The organism is Thermosporothrix sp. COM3 (assembly GCF_059696735.1).
In genome coordinates this window covers 3,987,078-4,011,761 of record NZ_AP019376.1, presented here as the reverse complement: position 1 = coordinate 4,011,761, position 24,684 = coordinate 3,987,078, and the positions used below count along the sequence as shown (strand labels likewise).

Genomic DNA, 24,684 nt, shown 5'->3' with positions numbered 1-24,684 from the left:
AGTAATCGCACAAAAATGGCTTTGTCTCCAGATGTAGCTGAAGTTCTATCCAGAATCTCGCTCCGTTGCGTTGAGTGTCTGGCCCTGTACCCCGCTGTCGAGGCCGGACAGTCCGAGAGCGGGGCGGCGATTCCGCGCTATCGGTGTGAGTGTGGGGGGGTGCTTGACGTAGAAATGGATTTTTTACCATCCAGACCCACCTATGGGGATGGGCAGGCGTTGTTCGATTTTGAGAGTCAGGGATGTGATGCACCAACTGCTGGAGCCGACTGGCGGCAGATTTTTGATGAGCGCTTTTCGTCGCCCCCTATCTGGTCAATCAGCACCGATAAGGTGTTGCTGGATTGCAGCGGTGTCTGGCGTTATCGCGAACTCATTCTTCCGGCTCCCGAACAATACGTCATCAGTCGTCCAGAAGGAAACACCAATCTCTATCCTGTTGGTATGGAAAATTGCCCTGTTGGCCGGGCCGGACATCGGCATATTGGAGCCTATGCGGGTCTGGAAACCTTTTTCCTTAAACACGAGGGTGAAAATCCCAGTGGTAGCTTTAAAGATCGCGGTATGACGGTTGGCGTCACTATGGCGCATATGCTTGGCGCGAAAGCGGTTGCCTGTGCCTCGACGGGAAACACCTCCGCCTCGCTGGCCTCATATGCGGCCCAGGCAGGAATGCGCGGAATTGTCTTCCTGCCCGGTGGCAATGTCGCAAAAGGAAAGCTAGCACAGTCGCTGGCGTATGGAGCGCAGACGATTCAAATTTCTGGTGATTTCGATGATGCAATGCGTCTGGTTGAGCAGGTCTGTAATGAGCTTGGAATCTATCTTCTGAACTCGCTGAACCCGTTCCGGGTGGAGGGTCAGAAGGCGATCGGTTTTGAGATCCTGCAACAGCTTGATTGGCAGGCTCCTGATTGGTTGGTACTGCCTGCGGGCAATCTGGGCAATACATCCGCTATCGGCAAGGCATTCCGGCAGGCGTATCAACTATCACTGATCAATCAAATTCCACGAATTGCCTGCATTCAGGCTGAGGGAGCGAATCCATTCTATCGCAGCTTTATGCAGAACTTCGCTCGCAAAGAGTCCGTTCAGGCACAGACGGTCGCGACCGCGATCAAGATCGGTGATCCGGTTAGCTATAGCCGTGCGCGCCAGGTGATCGAAGAGACTGAGGGCGTGGTTGAAATGGTGAGCGATATGGAGATTCTGGCTGCAAAGGCGGTGATTGATCGGGCCGGGATCGGCTGTGAGCCTGCCTCCGCTGCCACACTCGCAGGGGTACGCAAACTGGTGGAACGGGGGATTATCAAGCATGATGAACGAGTCGTTGGTATCCTGACAGGCAACTTGCTCAAGGATACGGTGACGGGTTTGCCGGAGCCGGAGAGCATGGTGATTGAGCCCACATTTGACGCTGTCAGGAAAGTACTCGACTTCTAGCTTAAGCGCACAATGTGTTTGACTTCAAAGGATAGGCAGGAATGCTCTGTCTATCCTTTTCCTCTTGCTCGTTTTTCCTTCTCAGCTTATGTTTTATGCGATGCTTGCCGATAAGAGATTCAGGACGCATGGACTTTTTCTGTACAGGTAGAAGCGGCAGGGAAGGATTCCGCGTCTTCCTTTGTTTCAATATATGTACCCCTTTGTGTGCCGAATATGCTATAGTTAGTGCATGTGAGCGAGCAGCAAAGGCTTCCAACTGAAGACACAAAGATACGTATAGATAGATAACGACATATGTACCCTTACACGCTGAACTGGTGATGTGCTGATGAAGTTTTTGAAACGATTGAAAGATCTGATACCCCCCTGGCAGATGCCGTCGGAGCCCAGGAAGGCGATAGGCTGGTTCTTGCAATGGCTCTTTACGCTGATTGTGCACTTTTTCTGGATTCCGCTGGCCGTCTACGTGGTCTATCAGACATATAGCGTCTGGATTACACAGAATCCGTTCCTCGGCATTCTGAGCGGCATTATAGCGATCTTCGGGGGCCTGGTGTTCTGGGCGTTACTCTACGGCCTGTTGCTGGTGCTGAATATGGTGACAGGTATCTCGCGGGTGATCTCCGATGTCAACCGGATGCAGGAGCAATTGTACTCACAACAAACTCCGTTTAACTCGCTTTTCGGGAATATGCGCAATCCTGCTAATATGGGCCGCGTGGTTGAAGGTGAGGTCGTTGACGATGAGTATACGAACAACAGACGACCGCCCGCGAATGGCATGATTATTCGGGTGATTGAGGAAGATCCGAAGCAGTCACACAACAAGTAAACAAGCAAGCAGGGAAATGGGGAGAGCACCGTTAAAGGGTGCTCTCTCTATTTTGTTGCTTCCAGAGCTTCCAGGCGCTATCATCTGCTGCCGGGACATAAGAACGCAGAAACTCGCCCTGCCCGCTGATGCGATAAGCTCCAAGTGCGGCGGGAAGCACAAGCGTCTGACCACGAGTCAGGGTCTCGTTCTGGCTGAAGCCCTCTCCATAGGAGATCTGAAGCGATGCGCCAAGTGAGGTGACAATCACACAGCTTCCCGCGGTCTTGTCCTCAAGTGTACCGTGTGAGGTGAGGGTGACGGCACGAGAGACAAAATACTTGCAGGCAACCAGGCACCGCTCTTCATAGCCAACGGTGCTGGGAAGCGCGACCGGGTGCATCTTGATCTGAGGTGAGGCCGTGTAGTGTGAGACATCCAGCGATTTCTCAATATGCAGCTCGCGCGGCTTGCCGGATGCGTCGAGGCGACCATAATCGTACATGCGGTAGGTCACGTCGGAGTATTCCTGGAGTTCATAGAGCAGGATGCCCTTTCCAATGGCATGCACGGTTCCTGCTGGCACAAAGACCACGTCTCCGGGGTAAACCGGCTCCTCATGCATCAGAGTATCAAGCGTGACGTTCTCAATGGCCTGACGGACCTCTGCGCGGGTGGTTTTCCCCTTAAAACCGTGTACGATGCTCGCGCCGGGCTCAGCGGCCAGAATATACCAGTACTCGGTTTTGCCAAGCTTTCCGCCCTCGTACAGCGCGGCGTAGTCATCCTTCGGGTGAACCTGGACCGAAAGCTGTGCATTCGCGTCGATAAACTTGGCAAGGAGCGGGAAGCGTTGACCAAAGATCGCGGTTGCCTGTTCTCCAAGAAAATCGGTTCCGAGCAGCTCGACGACCTCACCTAGCGTTTTGCCTGCATAGGGGCCGTTCTGAACCACGGTGCTGACCTCTGTCTCCCAGGATTCACCGATTGCGACATCGCCGGGGGGGAGCTGTTTCCAGTTCTCATCTCCGAGGCGGCGCCCCCCCCAGAGCGTTTCATGTAGTGACGATTCCAGACGAATTGGATAGAAATAGCGCAACTGATATCTCCTCTTTACGCTGCCGATGGATTTCTTACAAGACAAAACGCCTGCCTGTTGTCCAGCGTCGCAGTTTTCAAACATGCGCACGTTTTCATTGGCAAGCGGCAATGTCTCTCACGTCAATGCTGTCTCAAGCGAGTGGGGCGTTGTGTCTATTGCGTGAGCAGTAAGACGCCCTCAATCTGGCGACGCAGTTTGTCGCGCATCATAATCCCTTTAATGCGGTGTACTTCTTTTCCTGCTTTAAAGAAGACAAGCGTCGGGATGCCATCGACTTCCCACTGCTGCGTGAGTGTGGGTTCGCTTTCTACGTTGACTTTCGCGACGGCGATACGCTCTTGAAAGTCTTTACTGGCGGCCTCAAGCTCTGGCTCCTGAATCTGACAGGAGTTACTGTTTTCGGCATAGAAGTAGACTATGACAAGCTGTGAAGCCTGAAGAACCTTCTCAGCAAAATCTTCGTTTGTAACGGTAAAGCATGTATCTGTCATACTATCCTCTTATAGGAATAAAGAATAAAGCCCTTTGACCCCCAAATTATCACCCCGAGGGGTTCCTGTCAAGCAAGAAGGGGGCACAAGGATGGTTTTGAGAACGTGACCGGCGTGAAAGGAAGCGCGCTCCTTTGTTCTATTTTACCCATATCTCATGAGCTATGAGCGTGCGGGAGGAGCGATAATGCTTTCGGCATCTTCGATCAGATAGCGATAGCCCTGCTCAGTCAGGAAAAGTTGACGATTCGCGGAAAAGTCTTGATCGCGGGTATCGCGGGTGACGATCGTGTAAAAGTAGGCGGGGCCGCCATCTCCCTTTGGACGAAGGATGCGACCGAGGCGCTGTGCCTCTTCCTGCCGTGAGCCGAAGGTACCGGAAACCTGAATTGCGACGTTGGCATCGGGAAGATCAATCGCGAAGTTTGCGACCTTGCTGACCACCAGTCGCTTGATTGTGCCCTGACGAAACTGCTCGTAGAGCTTCTCGCGCTGTGCGTTCGAGGTGCGTCCGGTCAAAAGTGGGGCCTGAAGTTCCTGTGCCAGTGCCTTGAGCTGCTCAAGATACTGCCCGATTATCAGAATCTGATCCTGTTGATGTTGCTCAACAAGATGATGGACAAGAGCATGTTTGGCGGGGTTCTCGGCGGCAAGGCGATATTTCTCGCGGGTTTCGGCCATAGCGTAGGGTAACTGCAACTCCTCCGCCAGATTAACGCGAATTTCATGGCATTCTGCCGTTGCGATCCAGCCCTGACGTTCCAGCTCACGCCAGGGGACATCATATTTTTTCGGGCCAATCAGGCTGAAGACATCGGCCTCACGCCCATCTTCGCGCACCAGGGTCGCGGTCAGGCCGAGACGCCGACGGGCCTGTAGCTCGGCGGTGACACGAAAGACGGGAGCCGGAAGCAGATGCACCTCATCATAGATAATCAGGCCCCAGTCGTAGTTTGTTAGCAGCGCGAAGTGAGGGTAGCTGTCCTCTTCGGTGCTGCGGCGATAGGTGAGCATCTGATAGGTGGTGACTGTGATCGGCGCGATCTCCTTGACCTCGCCTGTATATTCGCCGACCATTTCCGCAGGGATATCGGTTTTATCCAGGATTTCCTGTATCCATTGTCGTACGGCGACGGTGTTGGGAGTCAGGATCAGGGTGGCACGTTGCAACAGGGCCATCGCCGTCAGGCCAACAATTGTCTTGCCTGCACCACAGGGTAGCACAACAACGCCGCTGCCACCACCGGGAGCGCCTCCAGCGTAGAAGGCATCGGCGGCTGCCTGTTGATAAGCGCGTGGCGCGAAAGGTTTGTCCTGCATGGTGGTGCTGCGGAGCGCGAAGGGCAGCGGTGAGCCATCAGTGTAGCCTGCGAGATCTTCTGCCGGGAACCCGATCTGAATAAGCGCCTGTTTGATATGGCCCCGGCGCGAGGCATCGACACGCAGGGTGTGACGGTCAATCGCTCCAAGAATATAGGGTTGCAGGCGCTGCTGGCGCTGGATTTCAAGCAGCAGATAGGCATCTTCGGAGGTGAGGAGCAGGCCCTGCTCATCGCGGATCAATTTCAGCCGACCGTAGCGCGCCATATATTCGCGGATCTCGCTGATGATGTTGGCTGGTAGCGGATATTTGCTATAGTGCTGAAGTTGCTCAAGCACCCGATCGGCATCCATTCCACCTGCGGCGGCATTCCAGAGCGAGAGCGGAGATAAGCGATAGGTGTGAATATGCTCTGGCGATTTTTCCAGTTCGGCAAACTGAACCAGGGCATCCCGTGCCGCGGCATGCTGTGGATGATCGACTTCCAGGAGAATGGAGCGATCGCTTTGCACAATGAGCGGGTTCTGCGGTTGTATCACCTTCTATCACACTCCGGGCATTGCAGCCCATTTCTTGATATAGTTGATTACGGCGGTGACGGCTGGCTCCTCATAGCCACGCATTAAATGGCGGGCGCCAGTAATCACTTTGATTCCTTTTGGTCCGGTCATCTGTTCGACGAAGGGTTCGAGCTTGTGAAGCGGGCAGATCTCGTCAAATTCGCCGGTGACAAATAATTTTGGGCGTTCAAATGGGCGTGGGAAACCTGCCATAGCGCGAAATAAAGGTAAGCTGATTGCAACAATAGTGCGAATGCGTGGATCAAAAGGGCCGTAGAGAAGGGAAATATAGGCTCCGAAACCATGTCCGATCACGCATAGCTTGGAGGGATTGATATTTCTCTGGGCAAGCGCCAGATCAATTGCTCCTGCCAGATCCAGCGGTTCCAGACGTCCATCTGTCTGTTGCCCCTGGCTTTTGCCGACGCCCCGAAAGTTAAACCGGATGGCAAGGATACCGGCTGCCGCCAGATGCCGGGCCAGAGCGACGGTGAGTGGATCGTTCATATTGCTGCTGGCGGGCTGAGGGTGACAGAGGATCGCCACCGGAGCAGCCTTGATGTTGGCGGGTTCATGGAGAACCCCTTCAAGGAGACAGGCAGGTTGTCCCTTGCTGTAGAATGAGATAGCTCTCTCTGCTTGTGCTGCTAAGGTCATATTGTGCCCTTTTATCTACCGTATAATCTATCTCTTTGACATCTATCTTATCGCAGTCGGGGGCAGGCGTCAACTTTTCTGCTGAGTCCAGCCTCCGGATACATCGTCAGGTAAAAGGAACTACCTTGTGAAAGCCTGAAAAATCGAGATGAAGAACATAAATCAGGGCTTCAAATACTTTGCAGAGACTACGAAGGATGTTATACTGAATATGACGTATGTGTACATATTTTTGCTTATGTTGTTGGCATATGTCAATTGAGGAAGCTTGTTCCTGTTTTCGTGTGCTATATCCTTGTACGCTTACTGGAAAACGATCACACATCTATTTTAAGGGGTGAACGCGGGTGTTTATATTCTTTTTATTTAACACACCAAATAACCTCTTTGGCCTGTGATCCATGTACTATCCGGCTTCCTTTCGGGGGGAGGGAATGGCCGATAGGCTTGCTTCCAGGTAGCGCTTGCGGCTTTTCGGGATCGCATGGTTGTACCTTGTTTTATTTTTTTTTCGGTCTGTTTGCAGACTCGTGCAGTGAAAAGAAAGGGATCGCCCTGTTTATTTTAGTAGATCGACTGTACGACATTTCGCGTTTGCCTTCCGAAAAGAGGATATGTATACGGATAGGGGAACCGGCTGTATACGAATAAACTGACATTTGTTGTACACGACAAATCCATTGTTTATTCTGTATACGATGTCTGTTTAGTGAAATGTAGAGGCAGGAGTACACATGTCCAGCATCTTGGTCATCGAGGATGAGAAAACAATCACTAGTTTGCTTATGGAGAAGCCAGGACTAGGCGGGTGTCAGGTGACTATGCTCCTCAATGGCAGTGCTGCTGTAGAGTTTGCCTTGCGTGAAATTCCTTCTCTCATTATCATTGATTTTGCCTCTCCGGGTATTGATGGCTATGCGCTGGTCGAAGAATTGCGAGATCTCCCCAAATGTATGCATATACCGGTCATTGCCATTAGCGACGAGGATGATCTGGACGCGAAGGTGCGAGCCTATGAGGTTGGGGTGGATTGCTACCTTGTACATCCCTATGCCGAGCTTGAGCTACTGGTGCTGGTTCGGCGTCAGCTTCGCCGGGTTCAACAGGCCTCGCTCTCTCCCCTCACGCAGTTGCCCGGAGGCTTGCAACTGGAACAGGCCATTGATGATAAACTGAGGAGCATGCAGCCCTGGAGTATTCTCTACCTCGATCTTGACAATTTTAAAGCCTTCAACGATGTGTATGGCTTCTTGATCGGGAACGATATGATCCAGCTCCTGAGCCGGATCTGTCAGAGTGTTGTCTATCAATATGGCAATAGTGACGATTTTGTCGGGCATATTGGAGGTGATGATTTTCTCATTGTGACCACTCCTGATCGTGACGAGAAATTGTGCAAGGAGATTCTGCGCCTCTATCAGGACGAAAGCCAGAGTCTCTATCGCCAGGAAGATCTTGAACGCGGGAAGATCAGCGGGATTGATCGCAATGGAAAACCCTGTGAGTTTCCTCTGGTTACGCTCTCTATCGGCGTTGTACGGGATCAGCGCTCTGCTGGCATCGATGAGATAGGATCGCTGACCGCTGCCGCGAAGTGTGGTGCAAAGCGCTCTTCTGATAGTGTCTTCGAGATTTCCCCCCGGAAAAAGTATTCCCTCGACCATTGCTCCTGCTCCTCAGCCAGAAGCTCCGTTCTGGCCTTTGCCCAATCTGGCACGATGGAACAAAAACTCAGGAGCTTTATACAGCTAGATGGGTCTCTGGTGAAACAGACATAATATTTTTCCGGGTCTCCGCTATTTTGTCATTTTGTGCTATGCTTTCACTATGATGATCTCTTGTTTTTCTGAGAGGTGTAATGTTTACAGAGAACGATATTCTGCAACAACAGGAGTCTGAAGACCAGGCTCGCCGCGCGGCGTTACGCGAGAACGCGAAAAGAGTGTTCCGTGAAAGTGGTCTCGGTGATATTCTGCAGGCGCTGAACAAGAACGTGCTGAAAGGGCGCGGGCGCTTTGAAGAGTATGACACGATGGTGCTCTTCAAATGGGGCACCGGCTATACGGCTCGCCATATCTGGATTGAGGTGGTAGAGAACTCGATTCGTTTCCGCTTGCGACCTCATCTGAAATGCGCTCGTCCCGCGCCTCAGTGTGATGGCGAGTATCATACGCTGACGCGTGAGATGTGGTCTGATCGCGCTTTCTTACAGTCAGAAGTCAAGCGCTACTACGACCGTCCTGTTGCTGAAACCACAGCCGATTAAGTCCGAAGCAGTAGAAGGAAGAATGGCGGTATAAAAAGGGAAACGAGGGCCTTGCGCTTATTGCCTGCTTCCGTCATGTGAGTGGCGTCAGTGGCAATAAGTATGCTGCCCCTCGTCTGTTGATGTGTGCATGCATTTGCTGATAGCGCGGAGTGGCAAGGAAATGCTCGCGCTCGCTTTCGCTGCCCCAACTCAAAAAGTGAAGATGCACTGCTCCCTGTGCAATCGTTTTCTCCGTTCGGTTCTCCTCTGGAATCCCTCGCGCCAGAAAGGCAAAGGCCAGCAACATTTGGAGCTCCTCATCTTGCAAGGCGCTGATCGCCTCCTGTTGCAGGCTCTGTCCGTACTCTGCCCGTGCCTGAATCAGATGCAGTGCTGCGGTCTTGATCTGGGCCGTTGAGCGACTGTAGCCCCATTGATAGTACATCAGCCATTGATAAGGCGGCGCTTTCAGAAGCTCGCCGACAGTCGTTTGCAGGGCTTTTTTCGGGTTGTAGCGCTCCTGTAGGTCGAACCAGCTTTCCTCATCATCCCAACTTGTCAACAGCACATAAATAGAGCCCTTCTCGTTTCCACGCCCCTGCCCATAGTAGCTCTGAAGCGTCAGCAGGCCGGGCGCGTTGCGAATGGTCTCGTTCACAAGGCGCAGCCGCATCTCGCTTTCCGCCTCAGTTCCAGAGGCTACATATGCCATTGTGACAACCAGTAGTTCCATTGAATATCTTCCATTCTTAGTTCTTGCGTATGTTAGGATAGCATAGCCCTGTAGCCAGGAGCAAGCAGAATGCTGCAAAATGCGGCTTTTCGCTGGCAGAACGGCTACGCTCTTACGCCTGGCATAATACAGGTTGTATACTGCTTGTGTGGGATCGTCATAGCTCTCGCTGGAGGTTTTTCGATGCGTGACCCTGGTATGGTACCCCGTGACCCTATTGAGTGGCGACAGGCCGGGCCCGAGGACGCCGCTATCTGGGTGTCGGTAACCCGACGCAGCGCCGATCAGTTACATTTTGAACCGGAAGAGGCTCAGCTTGCGCGTTACGATGAGGAGAGCCCTGAGCGGCAGGCTGAACGTTTTTTGCTCTGGCGTGGGGCCGAGCCGATAGGCCGCCTGCGCTTTTCCGCGTATAAGGATACTGCTTTTTTACATGGACTGGTTCTGTTGCCGGAGGCCGGGGGGCGTGTGGCCGCGCAGGTTGTGACTGAGGCGCTGGTGCGAGCGGCGGTGGGTGGGGCACGCTACCTTCATGCGACCTATCCTGCCGCCTATCTGGCCTCGTTTGCCTCGTCTGGCTTTCAGGAGTTGCGACGACGCACGATTATGATTGCTCCGACTGATCTCGCGATGCCGCTGTTCCCGCTGCCTGCCTCGTTGCGGGTGCGTGAGATTGCCTCGCATGATCTGGATCAGGTCGGCATTCTGCTACAGCGTGCCTATGAGGCGGGCCCCGATAACCTGCATGCCGATGTCGCAGGCTGGCGTTGGGAGGTCCGGTCGACGTTGGAGAGCGCTTTTGGTCCGTTTATTCCAGAGAGTTGCTTTGTGGTTGAACATAGTCTGGATCGGTTTAATCTGGTCGGGGTGATTCTGGTTCATCTGGAACGAGGGATGCCACGTATCAGGCATATGGTGGTAGCGCCTTCGTTTCGTCATGTGGGGCTGGGCCGTTTTCTGGCGGTGAAGGCCATGCGGCGGCTGCGTGAGCTTGGCTATGCTTCTTTACTGTTACATGTGACGCTTGATATTCCAGCGGTGCATCTCTACCATCAACTGGGCTTTGTTGAGGCAGGGCCAACCTATATTGAAGCTGAACGACATCTGGTGAAATAAAAGGTCTATGCAGATATATAACGAATTTGAATTAATTGCGCGTTTGACCCGGGGCCTGACGACACGCCCTGATGTGGCGCTTGGTGTGGGCGATGATTGCGCCTTGCTCGATATCGGCGGTGATTCCCTGCTGCTGGCAACCTGTGATAGCCAGGTGGAGGGCGTACATTTTACCTTGCGCACCTCTACACCTGAACAGATCGGGCGCAAGGCGCTGGCGGTGAACCTGAGCGATATTGCCGCGATGGGAGGAGTGCCGCGTTTCGCCCTGATCTCGTTGGTGATCCCGCCGCGCTTCTCTCAGGAGGCGCTTGAAGGCATCTATCGTGGGCTGCGTCAAGAGGCAGAGCGCCATCAGGTGGCGATTGTTGGAGGAAACATTGCGGGGGCTGGACAGGGCAAGCAATTGATGCTGGATATTACGCTTCTGGGGACGGTCAGGCGTGGACAGGCTATCACCCGGGGAGGCGCACAGATCGGAGACGTGCTCTGTGTGACTGGTTCGCTTGGTGACTCGGCTGCGGGCCTCTTCACCCTGTTACATCCCGACGGAACGGGCGCAGAGAATGCTCTGACCTTTGTGCAAGCACGGCATCGCACTCCTGTCCCACGTGTGGCGGAAGGGCGTGTTCTGAGCGCATTTGGCCCCGCTGTGGTGACTGCTATGCTGGACCTCAGCGATGGGTTGAGTGGGGATCTTCAGCACCTCTGTGAGCGCAGTGGAGTCGGCGCGCGGGTTTTTGCGGAGCACCTGCCTTTGACGGAGGAAATGCAGGCGATCGCGGCTCGCGTTGGGAAAGATCCGCTTGACTGGGCGTTGCATGGAGGCGAGGACTATGAACTGCTCTTTACGCTCAGACCGGAAAAGGCCCGAGAGGTCATCGAGGCGGTGCAGGCACAAACGGGCACACGCGTCACTCGCATCGGGGAGATTATCCCGTCCGGTATGTGCCTGATCGCCCCCTCTGGAACCGAGCAGCCGCTACAGGTGCGGAGCTGGGATCATCTCCACTGAGCTTTATTGTCTGGAGAAGGTGCGCAGGGCATAGGTGACCTGCTCTTCGAGCGTCATGGGCTGGTCCTGGGGAATGCGGGCAATGGCTGCCTGTGCCTCTGCATTGGAGAAGCCAAGCCCGATCAACGCTTCGAGCACTTCGGCCTGCACCCGGTTGGCTGTAGGTCCGGCGGCGGTGCCTTCGGCTGCCGGCAGCGTTGGAAGTTTGCCCTTTAAGGCCAGAATAAGCTGACTGGCAAGCCGTTTGCCCACGCCGCGAGCCAGCCCGAGGCGCTGTACATCTTCATCGGCAATGGCCTTGTACAGGGTCGCGGCGTCCATCACCGAGAGAATCGCCAGCGCGACGCGTGGCCCGACCCCATTCACGGTGATGAGCTGGGTGAAGGCGTCCCGATCGGCCTCGGTATCGAAGCCATAGAGCGTGATACCATCTTCGCGCATGTGAAAATGGGTATGGAGATGCACTTCTGTTCCCGGCTCGGTCAGGTGGCTCAGGGTTGTCGCCGGAGCAAACACCTGAATCCCAAAGCCGCCAACACGAATAATTGCACTATCGGCGCGACATGCTTCGAGTATGCCGTGAATACTGGTAATCATTGCCCCTGTTGTTCCTTCTCCTTGACTAGAAAATGCATGCCCGTTTTACCGGGTGTAGCCAGCGAGGCTGGAAGGAAGAGCGTTCAGGTGACAGATAGCGACTGCGGCAGCATCTGCGGCGTCATCAGGTTTTGGGATTGATGACAGCTTCAGCAAGATACGGACCATTTCCCCTACCTGTTCCTTTTTTGCCCCACCATAGCCGGTCACTGCCTGCTTTACTTGCTTGGGGGTATACTCCGTGACCGAAAGGCCGCTATTGGCCAGGGCCAGCATGGCGACACCGCGTGCATGCCCGACTGACATGGCAGTACGAACGTTCTTGGAGAAGAACAGCTCTTCCATAGCGGCTTCATTCGGTTTATATGCCTCGATGACGTTGCTCAACCCTTCATAAATAATCTGAAGACGTTGCGCAAGGGGCATTTTGGCCGGGGTAGTGATGACATCGCATGCAAGCATACGTAATTCACTGCCTCTTGCCATCACTACCGCATAGCCAACAATCGCGGTCCCGGGGTCGATCCCCAGGGCGATGCGCGGGCGGAGAGATGGGTGAACTCTGGCTACACTGTCCATCTCAAACGCTTTCCTTACGTTGTGTTGTATTCAGGCGCTCAGGACTGGTACGAGCTCGCAAACTCCTCCGGGAAGTCTGCGTTCGTGTACACGTTCTGTACATCGTCCAGGTCTTCCAGCCGTTCGAGCAAGCGAAGCAACTGGTGAGCTGTCTTCTCATCGCTGACATCAACTCTGGTTTTGGGCACCAGGGTCGCTTCAGATTTCACGACTTTGAGCTGACGCTTCTCCATCTCCTTGCGCACCTCTTCCACATTGGAAGGGTCGGTATAGACGGTCAGCGTGCTATCGCCGTCGTTTGCTGTTTCAACGTCGTCTGCGCCCATGTCCAGAACCTCGACAGATAGTTCGTCGGGGTCACGTCCATCCAGCTCGACTTCAAGAACACCTTTATTCTCGAAGAGCCAGGAGACGCTTCCGTTCTCACCCATGTTCCCACCATTGCGGTTGAAGGCGTTTCGCACTTCGGCAACGGTGCGGTTCCGGTTCTCGGTCAGGGTTTGAACCAGCACGGCGGTGCCACCGGGCCCATAGCCCTCGTAAACGATCTCTTCGAGGTTCGCGCCCTCGTGACCGCCAAGCACGCGCTTGATTGTGCGCTCGATGTTTTCCATCGGCATGTTTGCATCGCGTGCACGCTGTATTGCCATACGCAGGCGGAAGTTCGCGGCCGGGTCGCCGCTTCCCCCCTCACGGACGGCAACCGCAATCTCGCGTCCCAGACGAGTGAAAAGCTGACCGCGGCGGGCATCATTAACACCTTTTGAGCGACGAATCTGCGCCCATTTTGAATGTCCTGCCATAATGTAGCTCCCCTCTCATTTCTTTTCGTATCAGCATCTAATGGAAATATGCCTCTAGCATATGTATACGCTGCTGCTAAAGTGTGCTGTTGGCATATTGTAACACGAACCTATGGAGAGCGTCGAGAGGGTGAAAGCCCCGGTCGCTTGCTGCCCTTTGAGATGTGGGCCGACTCCACAGGCGCGCTGTCCGCCGATCCTCATAGCCATGCCTCAATAGCCTGCCCACAGGCGGCGGTCTGCTCTCGCATCAGGTAGTGTCCCGCCTCTGAAAGCAGGTGGAGAGACGAGTCCGGAATCTGTTGCTGCATGTATTGTGCGTATTTCGGGGGAGTCAGACGGTCTTCCTGCCCGGTGAGAATCAGCGTGGGCAGACGAATTTCGGCCAGCCGCGACATCACATCAAAGTGATCGCAGGCCAGCAGATCGCGGTAGAGCATACGCACGCTTCCAGGGTCGCTTTCTTGCAGCAGGCGCGGAACGAGCTGCTCTTCATGCTGTGGCGCAACCGCCAGCCGGGTAAGCTGAAGCTTGCATGCTTCGGGATTCTCGTGTGCGGCCTCAAGGAGCGAGGGATGCACTCGCAGGCGCCCCCCCGTGCCACAGAGGATCAGACCGCTGAGCGCTTCGCCATGCGTCAGGGCCAGCATCAAGGCGATCGCGCCACCCAGGGAGTGCCCTGCGATAATCGGACGCTCTATCCCTATTTCCTCGGCAATGATTCTCGCAACCGCTTCTGTATACTCCTCAACGGTTGCAGTCGCGGGGAGCGTATCGGGACGTTTGCCATGCCCGGGCAGATCAATGGCGTAGGTCGGATAGGCTGCAAGCTGCTCAAGCAGCGGCTTCCAGATCGCGGCGGTATCTCCTGACCCGTGGAGAAAAATGATGGGTCGCGTCATTGCGTCCACTCCTTTCACGTCGGCGTTTTCTCTTATCATACCATGTGTTTTCTCCTGCATCGCCTGTTTTTCGTGATTCTGTGGTAGACTATGGGCAGCCAATCACAACATTCTGTGAAGTTGTGCGTAAGTATTGGAAGGAAGGTGTCTGGTGGCATGGAGCAAGGGCAATACTGAGCTTGGACGGCTTGGTGAGCGTCTGGCTGCTGAGCGGCTTACGCGTGACGGCTATCAGATTCTTGCACGAAATTTTCGTTGCGAGTACGGTGAGATGGATCTGATCGCCCGTGAGGGGTCGGAGCTGGTGTTTGTTGAGGTAAAGACCCGACGCAGTACGGCCTATGGACTCCCTGAAGAGGCGGTAGATGCGCGAAAACAGCAGCGACTCATTCGGATTGCGCTCTACTATCTTGGGACGCATGAACTGACGGAATGCTCGTGGCGGATTGATGTTGTTGCTGTTCAGCTCAGCCGCTCCGGTGTTCTTGAGGAAATTCGAGTGTATCGATACGCTGTCACGGAATAGACAGCCAGACGCCAGATACGATAGAATTGATGACGGGTGGGTGATCTCACCTGAGATATGACCTGGAGGCAGACAATGGGCGATTTTCTGGAATCTGCGAAAAGCTTTTTCAACTCGGCGGTCAGCCGTACGAGCTGGGAGGCACAGAAACAGCTACGCTTGCGAGGAAAACAGGGCGAACTCGATAAACTGCTTGAGCAGCGCATGCAACTTTTGAATGATCTTTCTCTGACCGCTATGAACCTGTATCAGCAGGGCAGCCTGACAGATGCGCAACTCTCACGTCTCTGCGCCAGCATTATTGAACTGGATAACGATATCCGTAAACGTGAAGAGCAGATTGAGGAGATCAAGAAGGAAGCGTATCCGGCGGAACAGTTTGCCCCCGGGCCAACGCCGAACTATACTGCGCCGGGCAGTTCATCGCAGCATACGCAGGATACAACAAATACCCCGCCTGCTGGCGCGTATTATTCGCCGACAGGTGATGCACAGCAGGGACAAACACTCTGTCCCCACTGTAACCAGCCTGTCCGTCCTGGCGCCCTCTATTGCCGGAACTGTGGCGGAAAACTGCGCTAGGTATCGGGAGATAGCATGCCCTCTCAACAAACAGAAGAGAGGGCACGTGCTGCTAGCCCCAGCGAATCAATCCCATTTCATACTTCTCGGTAAGCAGCGGATGTGACGGGACAACACGTACGTTGTATGCGATACTGCCGCTGGCCTCTGGCTGAAGTACGGCATCAAAGCGGTAGGCGCCGTCCTGTTCGCGTTGTACATAGCGCATTGGAACCGCGTACTGTGGTCGGGCATGCTCTTCATAGAGGTCGCCGTAGACCAGCTCAACCGATAGTTCCTCGGGTGTCAGCTCGTTCACGCGCACCCATGCATGGACCTCGATGCTTTCTCCCAGGCTTAATTGTCCCTCGCGTTGACCGTTCACATACAGTTGCAGGCTGGGCCAGTGTTGCTGTACGCGCTTTTTCCAGCGGGCCAGTGTGCGTACACGCTCATAGTTGTTCTGCTGAATCGCGGCTCCCTGCTCAATTTCAGGGACATAGTAGCGGGTGGTGTATTCCTTGACCATGCGCCGCATGCTAAATTGCGGGGTACAGGTCCGAATCGCCTCTTTCATATATGCGATCCAGCGGGTAGGAATGCCGCGCTCGTCATAGTTGAAGAACGTCGGAATAATCTCGTTTTCCAGTGTGTCATAGAGCGAAGCGCTATCAGCATCTGCCTGTACTTCCTGATCGTGATATTCGCGTTCTTCGCCGATAGACCAGCCATTGGATCCGTTGTACCCCTCAGCCCACCACCCGTCTAGAATACTGAAATTGGGCAGGCCGTTGAGGGCAGCTTTCTGTCCACTGGTGCCGCTGGCCTCATATGGGCGAATGGGATTATTGAGCCAGAGATCAGCGCCAGAGACCAGATAGCGGGCCATGTCGATATCATAATTTTCCAGTAAAATGATCTTTCCTTTAAACTCCGGGCTGCGTGAGTAGTGATAGATCTGCTCAATCAGGGCTTTCCCGGGCTCGTCGGCGGGGTGCGCTTTTCCGGCAAAGATGATCTGCACCGGGCGCTCGGGATCGTTGAGAATACGCTTGAGCCGTTCTATATCGCGGAAGAGCAGCGTTGCCCGTTTATAGGTCGCGAAGCGGCGGGCGAAACCGATAATCAGCGCCTCGGGTTTCAGCATCTGCTCAAACTCGGCGATCTGAAACGAGCCCTCACCAAGCCGAAGATGCTGTTCGCGCAGGCTTCTGCGGGCGTACTCGATCAGTTGTTCCTTGCGCTGAAGGTGCGTGTGCCAGAGGGCGTCATCTGGAATATTCTGGATGCTGTTATCCCAGAAGGCGGCATCGTCGATATGCTCCCCCCAATCGGGCGCAAGGTAGCGCTGAAACAGGGCGTTGATTTCCGGAGCGATCCAGGAAAAGGTATGGACGCCATTTGTAATGGAGCCAATCGGCACATCATCGACATCGAGCCCCGGCCAGAGGAACTGCCACATTTTCCGCGAGACCGCGCCATGCAGCGCACTGACGCCGTTATGCTGTCCGGTAAGTCGCAACGCGAGTACCGTCATTCCATAGGTTGCGCCCCAACCATGATCCTCGCGGGCCACTTCAAGGAACTGATCGCGGGTAAGCCCGAGCTGTCCCCAGTAAGCGCCGAAATACTTATCGATCAGGTCATAATTAAAGGTATCATTTCCGGCAGGGACAGGCGTATGTGTGGTGAAGAGCGAGTTCGCGGTAACAACTTCGCGGGCCTCATCAAAGGTCATCCCTTGAGCTACCAGCTCGCGGCAGCGTTCGAGGCTAAGAAACGCCGCATGTCCCTCGTTCAGGTGCCAGACAGCGGGCTCAATACCGAGCGCACGCAGGGCCCTGACGCCACCGATACCAAGCATAATCTCTTGAGAGATGCGCATTTCACGATCTCCGGCATACAGGCGGGCCGAGAGCTCGCGGTCTGCGGGTGCATTGGGCTCAACATCGGTATCCATCAGGTAGAGGGGAATGCGTCCCACCATCAGCCGCCAGACTTTCGCGTAGATGCGCCGTCCGGGCAGGTCTACGCTGATCATCACTTCGTGTCCATCGGGACCTACTGCCGGAACGACTGGAGCCTGTGAAAAGTGCAGCTTCTCATAAATCGCTTCCTGTCGTCCTTCCCGCGTGATCTGCTGCGAGAAATACCCCTGTGGATAGAGGAAGCCGACTCCGACGAACGGCAGGCCAAGATCACTGGCCTCTTTACAATGATCGCCCGAAAGAATACCCAGACCACCGGAGTAGATCGGAAGCGCTTCGTGCAGGCCAAACTCCGCCGAGAAGTAGGCAATGGTTTTATCGGTCAGCGAAGGATAGGTGCGCGAGAACCATGTTCCCTCTGGACCGGGATGCATATAGCGGTCGAAATCGTTGAGCACAGTATCAAATTGTCGAAGATATTCAGGGTTCGAGGCCGCTTTTTCCAGTATGACCGGGCTTACTTCGCTCAGAAAGCGTACCGGGTTATGTCCCACGGTCTCCCAGAGCTCCGGGTCAAGGGTACTGTAGAGAGCGCGGGCTTCGGGGTGCCAACTCCACCACAGATTGTATGCCAGTTCGTATAAGCGATTGATACGCGGTGGCATATCGGGAAAAACAGTAATACGTCCATAAACTTTCATGAAATTGGACTTCCTTTCTTCTCAGCCCTTCTTACTGCACAAACAGATCAGCTCCATTCTCAATACGAGATAGCGGGTGTGAAAGGAGACAGCCTGTTCCTTCCTTGCAGAACGCCTGTTGTCTGCCGGGTCCCTTGACAGCAGACAACATCCGGGGCAAGACCGGCCTAGACATTCACTTTCAGTATATCTTGCTGATGAAAATACGGTCAACGGCTCAAAAAGCGAACGAGCGCCCATCTTTACACCCTCCTATGCGATGTGGTATGGTGCGCCGGGAGGGTGGTATCTATGTGGCAAAGCAGACGAAACAGAGCCCTGTTGTCTGGCGGAATCGTATTGCTGCTGGTGCTGTTGGGCGCTGGTTTGTGGTGGTGGGATGAGACGCGGCGTGTGCCAGTGCTCTCCATGATAGATCAGCAGGGAGTCTCTCAGACCGCGCTGCCAGTGCTCCCGATTCTGGCCGAAAAAGGGATCGCGCTGACGTATAACGGAGAGGAGCCCCCTATCATGCAAACGCAGGCGCTCTATCTGGCCGCCCAGTTTGCCCCTGAAGCCGCCTCGAAGGCAAAAAGAACAGGCGTTGTCTATGGGAGTTTGACCTATGCAAAGGGAAACATGGTTCCAGCCTGGATGGTCTGGTATCAACAGGTGCCGCTTCCGTCCCCTGACCCGGTAACAGACACGCCATCACTGCGGGTATATGACGTTTTCGTCTTTCTTGATGCACGATATGGCGTTCATCTCCTGAGCGTGTGGGACGGTAAAAAATAGAGCAGACAGGAGTGGGGGAATCCTGATTGCCCCGAGGCGCAATCGGGGGGATACCTCCAGCATGAGTGCAATTCCTGTGCTCTATTTTAGGGTCTGAAATTAGCTATCCGGCATCTTGATTTTAATCCAGCCGTGCTGCAACGCATGTACCACTGCCGCTGTACGATCGCTGACCGAGAGCTTTTTCAAGATAGAAGTAATATGATTCTTCACGGTCTGGTCGCTAATCTTGAGCGACTTGGCAATCTCTTTGTTGCTGTTCCCGCGAGCGATATAGTCGAGAATCTCCACTTCGCGGCTGGAGAGGGGTGAATAGGTTTCCTTTGGTTCCGGTTCTTCTTCCTCTACAGTCATTTCGCGGAATGACTTGAGAACTCGGCTGGCGACCTGTGGACGGGCCAGAACGTCATCTTTGATGAGGTACTCGCCCTGACTCACCTTTTGCACGGCTTCCATTAACTCGTCAGGAGAGATGTTGCGGGTATAGTAGGCAGCAGCCCCGACTTTGATAGACTGGAAGAGACGCTCTTCATCCTCTGAGGGCGTCAGAATAATGATTGCCATCCGGGGGGCATGTTGCCGTGCAAGCCTGGCTATTTCAAGTGGATCGGTCGTTGTCAGACCGGCATCAATAAGTGCAACCTCGGCCTCACTGGTTTTAATCAGGTCGAGAATTTCCATAGGGTCGGTTGATTCGCCTACAATCTCGACGTTCCCCATGCGTTGCAGAGTTGCTCGAATACCCTCACGAAATAAGGGCTGTTCATCAATAATGATGACGCGTATCGTTTCCATGTAATCCCTTCGTAGAAGAGGAGACAGCGAGGAAGAGCCTCCGCTACACTGCCTGCCCTTTACTAGTTTGTGCAAACTCCAAAACGACTGTTCTAATCCTAACCCCCTAATCTTCTCAGGGGAAAAGTCCCACCAATGGTTGTGCATCATTATACACACAAAACGCGTTGTGAACAATTGGTAGAGTGAGGAAATTCTTATTTCTTTCTGTGAAGATTTTTGCGGAGAGAAGGGAACTGATGCGGTAAGAAACGTAAGGAGCTGCGCTTCCGACATTCTCAGAATCAGGCAGAACGCAACTCCTTCCTGTTTCGGGTAGTAGCAAAATGGTTTTAAAAATATTAAATACGGTCGAGGCGTTCGATAGTGGTGTTAATCCCTTTTTTCAGGCTTTCCAGCACACCGGTCCCGGTGACGGCGACCGCTTCATAGGCCGGGAAACGATAGGGATTGAGATATTTTTCCAGCACTGACACAGGGAGAACGTCTTGCAGGTCCCGCTTGTTCCACTGCATCACCAGCGGAAATTCAGCGATGTTCTTTTTCATACGGCGCAATTGGTCTTGCAGCTCTTGCCAGCATTCAATGTTTTCCTGGAGCTTGCTCGCCTGGGAATCCGCCACAAAAATAACACAATCGGCTCCTTTTAAAACGGAAATACGGGTTTGCTGATACAGCACCTGGCCCGGAACCGTGTATAACTGGAAACGAATGCGGAAGCCGCGCACCACGCCTAATTCAAGCGGGAGTAGGTCAAAATATAGCGTTCGCTCGGTCTCCGTATCGATCGAGACCATCTCTCCAACATCCTGGGGACGAACGACCTGGTGGATATAGTGAAGATTGGTTGTCTTGCCGCTTAGACCGATTCCATAGTAAACGATCTTACAGTTGATTTCTCGTTTTGCCATGTTAATCAGGGACATATTTGTTAGCTCTCCTGCCCGCTCTATTTGGCTCACTACCCGATGCACTACAGCCCAGGTAGCCAAACGTGCTACTACTTTGTCTGGGACAGTATACCGTATTTTGTGCCAAATGCCAACGACGTGAGACATTCAGGGAAGAGAGCGCCATTGACTTCCCTTCCTGTTTTGCGGTCTTATGCATGCAAGTAGCGGTCTTATAATCGACTATTTCTTGTTCTGCGTCCTCGGTGTGTGAAAACCACTCTATCTAATTGAACTGTGGGTCAGCAAGATTTTACGCTATTTTTTCTGAGTTTGCAACGTAGGCAGGCAAGGTGACGCCGCAGCCCGGCATTTCTGCCCGCTATACCTGCTTTTTCTGGCTGTTGACGAATGCGGGAGAAAGGTCTAGACTTACAACAAAACTGCGAGTAGCTTTTCCTTTTTCTGGTTGGGTCGTGATTTAAGAGAAGGTTAGGTTTTTCAAGCATGACAACAACTGCTACGACACATACACCGATTGATACCGATTTTGAAGTTGTGATTGGCCTGGAAGTGCACTCACAGCTCCTCACCAAAAGCAAAATGTTTTGTCCCTGCCCGACCGGCTATGCCAATGAAGCCCCAAATACCCATGTCTGCCCGATCTGTATGGGTATGCCGGGTGTCTTGCCGGTAATCAATGACGAGGCTGTCAAATATACTATCATGACAGCTCTTGCCCTGAATTGTTCTATCCCCGAGTATTCCAAGTTTGACCGTAAGAGCTATCCGTATCCCGATCTGATGAAGGGCTATCAGATCTCTCAGTATGATATGCCCTTGAGCCGCAATGGCTATCTCACCATTCAGTTGGATGGCCAGTCCAAGAACATCGGCGTTACCCGCGTTCATCTTGAAGAGGATACCGCCAAGTCGAGCCATCTGGGTGGCTATACCCTGATTGATGTGAACCGGGCAGGCACTCCGCTGATGGAGATTGTTAGCGAGCCCGATATGCGCAGCCCGCTCGAAGCGCGGCTCTATATGCAGAAATTACGTGAGATCCTCGTTTATTTAGGGGTGTCATCTGGACGTATGGAAGAGGGAAGCCTGCGCTGCGACGCCAATATTTCGGTGCGTCCTCGCGGCGAGCAGAAACTTGGCACCAAGACCGAGGTCAAAAATATGAACAGCTTCCGGGCTGTTGAGCGGGCGCTTGAGTATGAGGCGAGGCGCCAGATCGCCATTTTAAAAGAGGGTGGCACAATCGTTCAGGAGACGCGCGGTTGGGATGAGAGCCGCGGCGTGACGGTCGCTCAGCGCACGAAGGAGCAGGCCAATGACTACCGCTACTTCCCTGAGCCCGATTTGCCTCCTCTGGTCATCAGCCCGGCACGCGTGGAAGAGATTCGCTCTTCATTGCCTGAATTGCCTGACGCCCGTCGCGCTCGCTTTGCCGAACAGTACGGCTTGAGTGAGCAGGATATAAATGTTATGACGGAAGATAAGCCTCTAGGAGATTACTTTGAGAAAGTGGTTGCTGCCTCTCAGATTAAAGACTATAAGGCGCGGGCCAAGCTGGCCTGTAACTGGGTGCTGAGCGAGGTGGTCCGTCTGCTCAAAGCAAACGCTGTCTCTATAGAGGAAAACCCGCTCGCTCCTGCGGCAGTCGCCAACCTGATTGATCTCCTTGACAAGCAGCGGATCACTGGAAAGCAGGCGAAGGAGATTATTGACGAGGCCTTTGCTTCAGGCGAGATGCCGGAGAAGATCGTTGAGAAGAAGGGCATCAAGCCTCCTATTACCGATATGGCCGCCCTTGAGCCGTATGTGCAGGAGGTCATTGCCAAAAATCAGAAGATTGTTGGAGATTACCTGAAAGGAAAAACCAACGCTATTCAGGCTCTGATGGGACAGGTGATGAAGCTGACGCGTGGGCAGGCTCGCGCCGATATGGTCCTGTCATTGCTGAAGCAGAAGCTTGGCGAGCCTCAGAATCCCCAATAAAAAAAGGAGACGCGGACAATGCACGATGATGTGAGGAAGTCTGGCGCTTTTAATCCTTATGAGATGGCGGTCCAACAATTTGAGTTGGCCGCCGATAAACTCTCTCTTTCGGAAGATATGCGGGAGATTTTACGCAAGCCCAAACGTGAGCTCTGTGTGAACTTTCCCGTTCGTCTGGATAACGGGCGAATCAAAACATTTACGGGCTATCGGGTACAGCATAATGTGAACCGGGGGCCGGCGAAGGGCGGTATTCGCTATAGTCCAGAAGTGACACTGGATGAGGTGAAGGCCCTCGCGATGTGGATGACCTGGAAATGCGCGGTTGTCGGTATTCCCTATGGTGGTGCCAAAGGTGGCGTTATCTGCAATCCGAAGGAGATGACGCCTGCGGAGCTGGAACGCTTGACGCGCCGCTATGCAACGGAAATATCGATTATTATTGGCCCTCATAGCGATATCCCTGCTCCTGATGTGAACACCAATCCCCAGGTGATGGCCTGGATTATGGATACCTATTCGATGCATGAGGGCTTCTCAATCCCTGCTGTGGTGACAGGGAAGCCGCTTTCCATCGGCGGGAGTGAGGGGCGGAACGAGGCAACGGCGACCGGCGTTCTCTTTGTGACCCGCCGCGCTGCCAGATATATTGGTATGCCGTTGCAGGGTGCGCGTGTGTGTATTCAGGGGTTTGGTAATGCTGGTAGTATTGCTGCTCGACTCTTCCATCATGAGGGCTGTAAAGTTGTGGCGGTATGCGACAGTCAGGGCGGCATCTATAACGAGAGCGGCCTTGATCCCGCGGCAGTCGTTCGCTACAAACAGGAACATAGCACCGTTGTTGGTTTTCCGCAGGCGCAGCCAATCAGTGAGCAGGAATTGCTGGAGGTTCCCTGTGATGTCCTGATTCCGGCTGCAACCGAGGGAAGCATCACGGCTCACAATGCTGATCGTGTGCAGGCGCGGCTTATTGTTGAAGCTGCCAATGGTCCTACGACGCCCGAAGCCGATGCGATTCTGTACCAGAAGGGGACCACGGTTATTCCCGATATTCTAGCAAATGCTGGCGGGGTAACGGTCAGCTACTTTGAATGGGTTCAGGATATTCAAAGCTTCTTCTGGGGGGTTGAGGAAATCACTCACAAGCTTGAGATGATTATGAACCGGGCGTTTGATGCGGTCGCCCGACAGGCAGAGCGCTACCATTGTGATTTCAGGCTCGCTGCCAGTATGCTTGCCATTTCGCGTGTCGCCGAGGCCACAAAGATTCGTGGCATTTATCCATAAGTTGCACCAGAGCAGAAAAAAGAGGGCAACCCTTGCACCGGGTTGCCCGTTTTTTGTGTGTCTGTCCCTTTGCTATGTATTTTTTCATCCGCGGTCGGCTCTGAGCTGGCGCCATTGCTCGTGAGTTGTCAGAGCCGAAAGGCTGAGCGTTCTATAGGTGCGACGAGCTAGACGCAACAGGGTGAAGCTGCGACGCTAGAACGTTTTGCGCTCGCGGCGAGGTTTTTTGACTGGCTTGGCGGCGCGGGTGCTTTTCTTCTTGCGCTCGCGTTCGCCCCATTCCAGATCATCCTCGTCGTAGAAGTCCTCACCCTCTTCAAGCTCGGTCCCCTCGCCTTCGTCCTCGCCTGCGCCAAAATCGACGTCAGGGATATCGCTATCGGAGACTGCTTCGTTCTCGGGAGGCGCTTCCTCTTGCTCATCCTCAACAACGGGGTGAACAATATCCTCGCTCTCGGTGCTCTGTTCGCGTGCGCCCCTGCGTCTGGACGGCGTTTCGGCCTCCTCAGCCTCCTCGCCCTCTGTTTCTTCCTGGTCCTTCTGCCCAATTTCTCTGCGACCGGCTGCAACATCGAGCCAGAACTGAGAGTAGTAATGTGGTCTCTCTGAATCTTTCTCAGTGTCTTTTTTGTTCATGAGCTATGCGGTTCCCCGATAAATGATGTATGCATAGATACGGGAAAGAACCGCGCCTCCTTTCATTATATGAGCTGCATGGAGACCCGCCCTCCTTGCATGATGCGGGAAGAAGATCTTCCGCGCCATGAAGGAACTCTGCCCCTACGAAAGAGGGGCAGGAAAGTGGTTCTCAGGTTAAGCCCTCTTTTTTCAACG

Annotated in this window: 24 protein-coding genes; 11 read left to right on the top strand and 13 right to left on the bottom strand. The window is 53.9% G+C overall.

Annotated elements, in window-relative coordinates; translation table 11 throughout:
- Nucleotides 1-15 precede the first annotated feature (15 nt).
- Together thrC and KTH_RS17010 are read left to right on the top strand one after the other, a co-directional pair.
- Nucleotides 16-1,443 (top strand): threonine synthase, encoded by a 1,428-nt coding sequence (gene thrC / locus KTH_RS17015; RefSeq protein WP_497620153.1) that lies wholly within the window; start codon nt 16-18, stop codon nt 1,441-1,443.
- A gap of 331 nt (nt 1,444-1,774) precedes the next feature.
- Nucleotides 1,775-2,278 (top strand): hypothetical protein, encoded by a 504-nt coding sequence (locus tag KTH_RS17010; RefSeq protein ID WP_497620151.1) that lies wholly within the window; start codon nt 1,775-1,777, stop codon nt 2,276-2,278.
- Nucleotides 2,279-2,309: 31 nt separating this feature from the next.
- On the opposite strand, the gene KTH_RS17005 is transcribed toward KTH_RS17010, so the two are convergent.
- From KTH_RS17005 to KTH_RS16990, 4 genes are all read right to left on the bottom strand, one after another.
- The gene (locus tag KTH_RS17005) at nt 2,310-3,356 is read right to left on the bottom strand and encodes a type I phosphomannose isomerase catalytic subunit (protein ID WP_497620149.1); all 1,047 of its coding nucleotides are present in this window, start codon (nt 3,354-3,356) and stop codon (nt 2,310-2,312) included.
- 155 nt (nt 3,357-3,511) lie between these two features.
- On the bottom strand, nt 3,512-3,850 hold the full coding sequence (locus KTH_RS17000) for a thioredoxin family protein (protein ID WP_111318257.1): 339 nt from the start codon (nt 3,848-3,850) through the stop codon (nt 3,512-3,514).
- 162 nt (nt 3,851-4,012) lie between these two features.
- Nucleotides 4,013-5,707: a DNA repair helicase XPB gene (locus tag KTH_RS16995; RefSeq protein WP_497623250.1), complete on the bottom strand. Its 1,695-nt coding sequence runs from the start codon at nt 5,705-5,707 to the stop codon at nt 4,013-4,015.
- A gap of 9 nt (nt 5,708-5,716) precedes the next feature.
- Nucleotides 5,717-6,388, bottom strand: a complete 672-nt coding sequence (locus KTH_RS16990) for an alpha/beta hydrolase (protein WP_497620148.1) — start codon at nt 6,386-6,388, stop codon at nt 5,717-5,719.
- Nucleotides 6,389-7,122: 734 nt separating this feature from the next.
- Here KTH_RS16990 and KTH_RS16985 point away from each other — a divergent pair.
- Together KTH_RS16985 and KTH_RS16980 are read left to right on the top strand one after the other, a co-directional pair.
- Nucleotides 7,123-8,166 carry a GGDEF domain-containing response regulator gene (locus tag KTH_RS16985; protein WP_497620146.1) on the top strand — a complete coding sequence of 348 codons (1,044 nt, stop codon included), beginning with the start codon at nt 7,123-7,125 and terminating at the stop codon, nt 8,164-8,166.
- An 80-nt stretch (nt 8,167-8,246) separates the two neighbouring features.
- Complete coding sequence (locus KTH_RS16980) at nt 8,247-8,654, top strand: hypothetical protein (RefSeq protein WP_497620144.1); 408 nt, start codon at nt 8,247-8,249, stop codon at nt 8,652-8,654.
- A 73-nt stretch (nt 8,655-8,727) separates the two neighbouring features.
- Here the strand turns inward: KTH_RS16980 and KTH_RS16975 are convergent, their stop codons facing one another.
- Nucleotides 8,728-9,369, bottom strand: a complete 642-nt coding sequence (locus KTH_RS16975) for an antibiotic biosynthesis monooxygenase (protein WP_497620143.1) — start codon at nt 9,367-9,369, stop codon at nt 8,728-8,730.
- A gap of 183 nt (nt 9,370-9,552) precedes the next feature.
- Here KTH_RS16975 and KTH_RS16970 point away from each other — a divergent pair, with 183 nt between their 5' ends.
- Nucleotides 9,553-10,485, top strand: coding sequence for a GNAT family N-acetyltransferase (locus KTH_RS16970; RefSeq protein ID WP_497620141.1), 933 nt, complete (start codon nt 9,553-9,555; stop codon nt 10,483-10,485).
- Between the two features lie 7 nt (nt 10,486-10,492).
- A complete protein-coding gene (gene thiL, locus KTH_RS16965) occupies nt 10,493-11,500 on the top strand; it encodes a thiamine-phosphate kinase (protein ID WP_497620139.1) in 1,008 nt (335 codons plus the stop codon).
- A gap of 3 nt (nt 11,501-11,503) precedes the next feature.
- Here thiL and ruvA read toward each other — a convergent pair whose 3' ends face one another.
- The 4 genes from ruvA to KTH_RS16945 form a co-directional block, all read right to left on the bottom strand.
- Complete coding sequence (gene ruvA / locus KTH_RS16960; protein WP_111318243.1) at nt 11,504-12,097, bottom strand: Holliday junction branch migration protein RuvA; 594 nt, start codon at nt 12,095-12,097, stop codon at nt 11,504-11,506.
- Between the two features lie 45 nt (nt 12,098-12,142).
- A complete protein-coding gene (gene ruvC / locus KTH_RS16955; RefSeq protein ID WP_497620137.1) occupies nt 12,143-12,676 on the bottom strand; it encodes a crossover junction endodeoxyribonuclease RuvC in 534 nt (177 codons plus the stop codon).
- A gap of 38 nt (nt 12,677-12,714) precedes the next feature.
- Nucleotides 12,715-13,479, bottom strand: a complete 765-nt coding sequence (locus KTH_RS16950; RefSeq protein ID WP_111318239.1) for a YebC/PmpR family DNA-binding transcriptional regulator — start codon at nt 13,477-13,479, stop codon at nt 12,715-12,717.
- Between the two features lie 200 nt (nt 13,480-13,679).
- Nucleotides 13,680-14,381: an alpha/beta fold hydrolase gene (locus KTH_RS16945; RefSeq protein WP_497620134.1), complete on the bottom strand. Its 702-nt coding sequence runs from the start codon at nt 14,379-14,381 to the stop codon at nt 13,680-13,682.
- Nucleotides 14,382-14,532: 151 nt separating this feature from the next.
- On the opposite strand from KTH_RS16945, the gene KTH_RS16940 reads away from it, so the two are divergent.
- Together KTH_RS16940 and KTH_RS16935 are read left to right on the top strand one after the other, a co-directional pair.
- Nucleotides 14,533-14,907 carry a YraN family protein gene (locus tag KTH_RS16940; RefSeq protein ID WP_497620132.1) on the top strand — a complete coding sequence of 125 codons (375 nt, stop codon included), beginning with the start codon at nt 14,533-14,535 and terminating at the stop codon, nt 14,905-14,907.
- A gap of 57 nt (nt 14,908-14,964) precedes the next feature.
- On the top strand, nt 14,965-15,489 hold the full coding sequence (locus KTH_RS16935) for a zinc-ribbon domain-containing protein (RefSeq protein ID WP_497620130.1): 525 nt from the start codon (nt 14,965-14,967) through the stop codon (nt 15,487-15,489).
- Between the two features lie 52 nt (nt 15,490-15,541).
- Here KTH_RS16935 and glgP read toward each other — a convergent pair whose 3' ends face one another.
- A complete protein-coding gene (glgP, locus tag KTH_RS16930; protein ID WP_497620129.1) occupies nt 15,542-18,097 on the bottom strand; it encodes an alpha-glucan family phosphorylase in 2,556 nt (851 codons plus the stop codon).
- Between the two features lie 321 nt (nt 18,098-18,418).
- Between glgP and KTH_RS16925 the strand changes: the two genes are divergently transcribed.
- Nucleotides 18,419-18,871, top strand: a complete 453-nt coding sequence (locus tag KTH_RS16925) for a hypothetical protein (protein WP_497620127.1) — start codon at nt 18,419-18,421, stop codon at nt 18,869-18,871.
- Between the two features lie 99 nt (nt 18,872-18,970).
- Here KTH_RS16925 and KTH_RS16920 read toward each other — a convergent pair whose 3' ends face one another.
- Together KTH_RS16920 and KTH_RS16915 are read right to left on the bottom strand one after the other, a co-directional pair.
- Nucleotides 18,971-19,666, bottom strand: a complete 696-nt coding sequence (locus KTH_RS16920; RefSeq protein WP_111318225.1) for a LuxR C-terminal-related transcriptional regulator — start codon at nt 19,664-19,666, stop codon at nt 18,971-18,973.
- 341 nt (nt 19,667-20,007) lie between these two features.
- Nucleotides 20,008-20,592 carry a GTP-binding protein gene (locus KTH_RS16915; RefSeq protein WP_111318223.1) on the bottom strand — a complete coding sequence of 195 codons (585 nt, stop codon included), beginning with the start codon at nt 20,590-20,592 and terminating at the stop codon, nt 20,008-20,010.
- A gap of 471 nt (nt 20,593-21,063) precedes the next feature.
- On the opposite strand from KTH_RS16915, the gene gatB reads away from it, so the two are divergent.
- Entirely contained in the window at nt 21,064-22,563 is a 1,500-nt protein-coding gene (gene gatB, locus KTH_RS16910) for an Asp-tRNA(Asn)/Glu-tRNA(Gln) amidotransferase subunit GatB (protein WP_497620124.1), read from the top strand.
- An 18-nt stretch (nt 22,564-22,581) separates the two neighbouring features.
- The gene (locus KTH_RS16905; RefSeq protein ID WP_497620123.1) at nt 22,582-23,850 is read left to right on the top strand and encodes a Glu/Leu/Phe/Val family dehydrogenase; all 1,269 of its coding nucleotides are present in this window, start codon (nt 22,582-22,584) and stop codon (nt 23,848-23,850) included.
- Between the two features lie 195 nt (nt 23,851-24,045).
- Here the strand turns inward: KTH_RS16905 and KTH_RS16900 are convergent, their stop codons facing one another.
- Nucleotides 24,046-24,486 carry a hypothetical protein gene (locus KTH_RS16900; protein WP_497620121.1) on the bottom strand — a complete coding sequence of 147 codons (441 nt, stop codon included), beginning with the start codon at nt 24,484-24,486 and terminating at the stop codon, nt 24,046-24,048.
- Nucleotides 24,487-24,684 lie beyond the last annotated feature (198 nt).

What these genes read in the sequence shown, in the direction of transcription:
- KTH_RS16945 (WP_497620134.1), bottom strand. Translation starts at nt 14,381, where the DNA reads ATGACGCGACCCATCATTTTTCTCCACGGGTCAGGAGATACCGCCGCG.
- KTH_RS17010 (WP_497620151.1), top strand. Translation starts at nt 1,775, where the DNA reads ATGAAGTTTTTGAAACGATTGAAAGATCTGATACCCCCCTGGCAGATG.
- gatB (WP_497620124.1), top strand. Translation starts at nt 21,064, where the DNA reads ATGACAACAACTGCTACGACACATACACCGATTGATACCGATTTTGAA.
- ruvA (WP_111318243.1), bottom strand. Translation starts at nt 12,097, where the DNA reads ATGATTACCAGTATTCACGGCATACTCGAAGCATGTCGCGCCGATAGT.
- KTH_RS16935 (WP_497620130.1), top strand. Translation starts at nt 14,965, where the DNA reads ATGACCTGGAGGCAGACAATGGGCGATTTTCTGGAATCTGCGAAAAGC.
- KTH_RS16970 (WP_497620141.1), top strand. Translation starts at nt 9,553, where the DNA reads ATGCGTGACCCTGGTATGGTACCCCGTGACCCTATTGAGTGGCGACAG.
- KTH_RS16985 (WP_497620146.1), top strand. Translation starts at nt 7,123, where the DNA reads ATGTCCAGCATCTTGGTCATCGAGGATGAGAAAACAATCACTAGTTTG.
- thiL (WP_497620139.1), top strand. Translation starts at nt 10,493, where the DNA reads ATGCAGATATATAACGAATTTGAATTAATTGCGCGTTTGACCCGGGGC.
- ruvC (WP_497620137.1), bottom strand. Translation starts at nt 12,676, where the DNA reads ATGGACAGTGTAGCCAGAGTTCACCCATCTCTCCGCCCGCGCATCGCC.
- KTH_RS16980 (WP_497620144.1), top strand. Translation starts at nt 8,247, where the DNA reads ATGTTTACAGAGAACGATATTCTGCAACAACAGGAGTCTGAAGACCAG.
- KTH_RS17000 (WP_111318257.1), bottom strand. Translation starts at nt 3,850, where the DNA reads ATGACAGATACATGCTTTACCGTTACAAACGAAGATTTTGCTGAGAAG.
- KTH_RS16900 (WP_497620121.1), bottom strand. Translation starts at nt 24,486, where the DNA reads ATGAACAAAAAAGACACTGAGAAAGATTCAGAGAGACCACATTACTAC.
- KTH_RS16950 (WP_111318239.1), bottom strand. Translation starts at nt 13,479, where the DNA reads ATGGCAGGACATTCAAAATGGGCGCAGATTCGTCGCTCAAAAGGTGTT.
- KTH_RS16990 (WP_497620148.1), bottom strand. Translation starts at nt 6,388, where the DNA reads ATGACCTTAGCAGCACAAGCAGAGAGAGCTATCTCATTCTACAGCAAG.
- KTH_RS16920 (WP_111318225.1), bottom strand. Translation starts at nt 19,666, where the DNA reads ATGGAAACGATACGCGTCATCATTATTGATGAACAGCCCTTATTTCGT.
- KTH_RS16915 (WP_111318223.1), bottom strand. Translation starts at nt 20,592, where the DNA reads ATGTCCCTGATTAACATGGCAAAACGAGAAATCAACTGTAAGATCGTT.
- KTH_RS16905 (WP_497620123.1), top strand. Translation starts at nt 22,582, where the DNA reads ATGCACGATGATGTGAGGAAGTCTGGCGCTTTTAATCCTTATGAGATG.
- KTH_RS16975 (WP_497620143.1), bottom strand. Translation starts at nt 9,369, where the DNA reads ATGGAACTACTGGTTGTCACAATGGCATATGTAGCCTCTGGAACTGAG.
- thrC (WP_497620153.1), top strand. Translation starts at nt 16, where the DNA reads ATGGCTTTGTCTCCAGATGTAGCTGAAGTTCTATCCAGAATCTCGCTC.
- glgP (WP_497620129.1), bottom strand. Translation starts at nt 18,097, where the DNA reads ATGAAAGTTTATGGACGTATTACTGTTTTTCCCGATATGCCACCGCGT.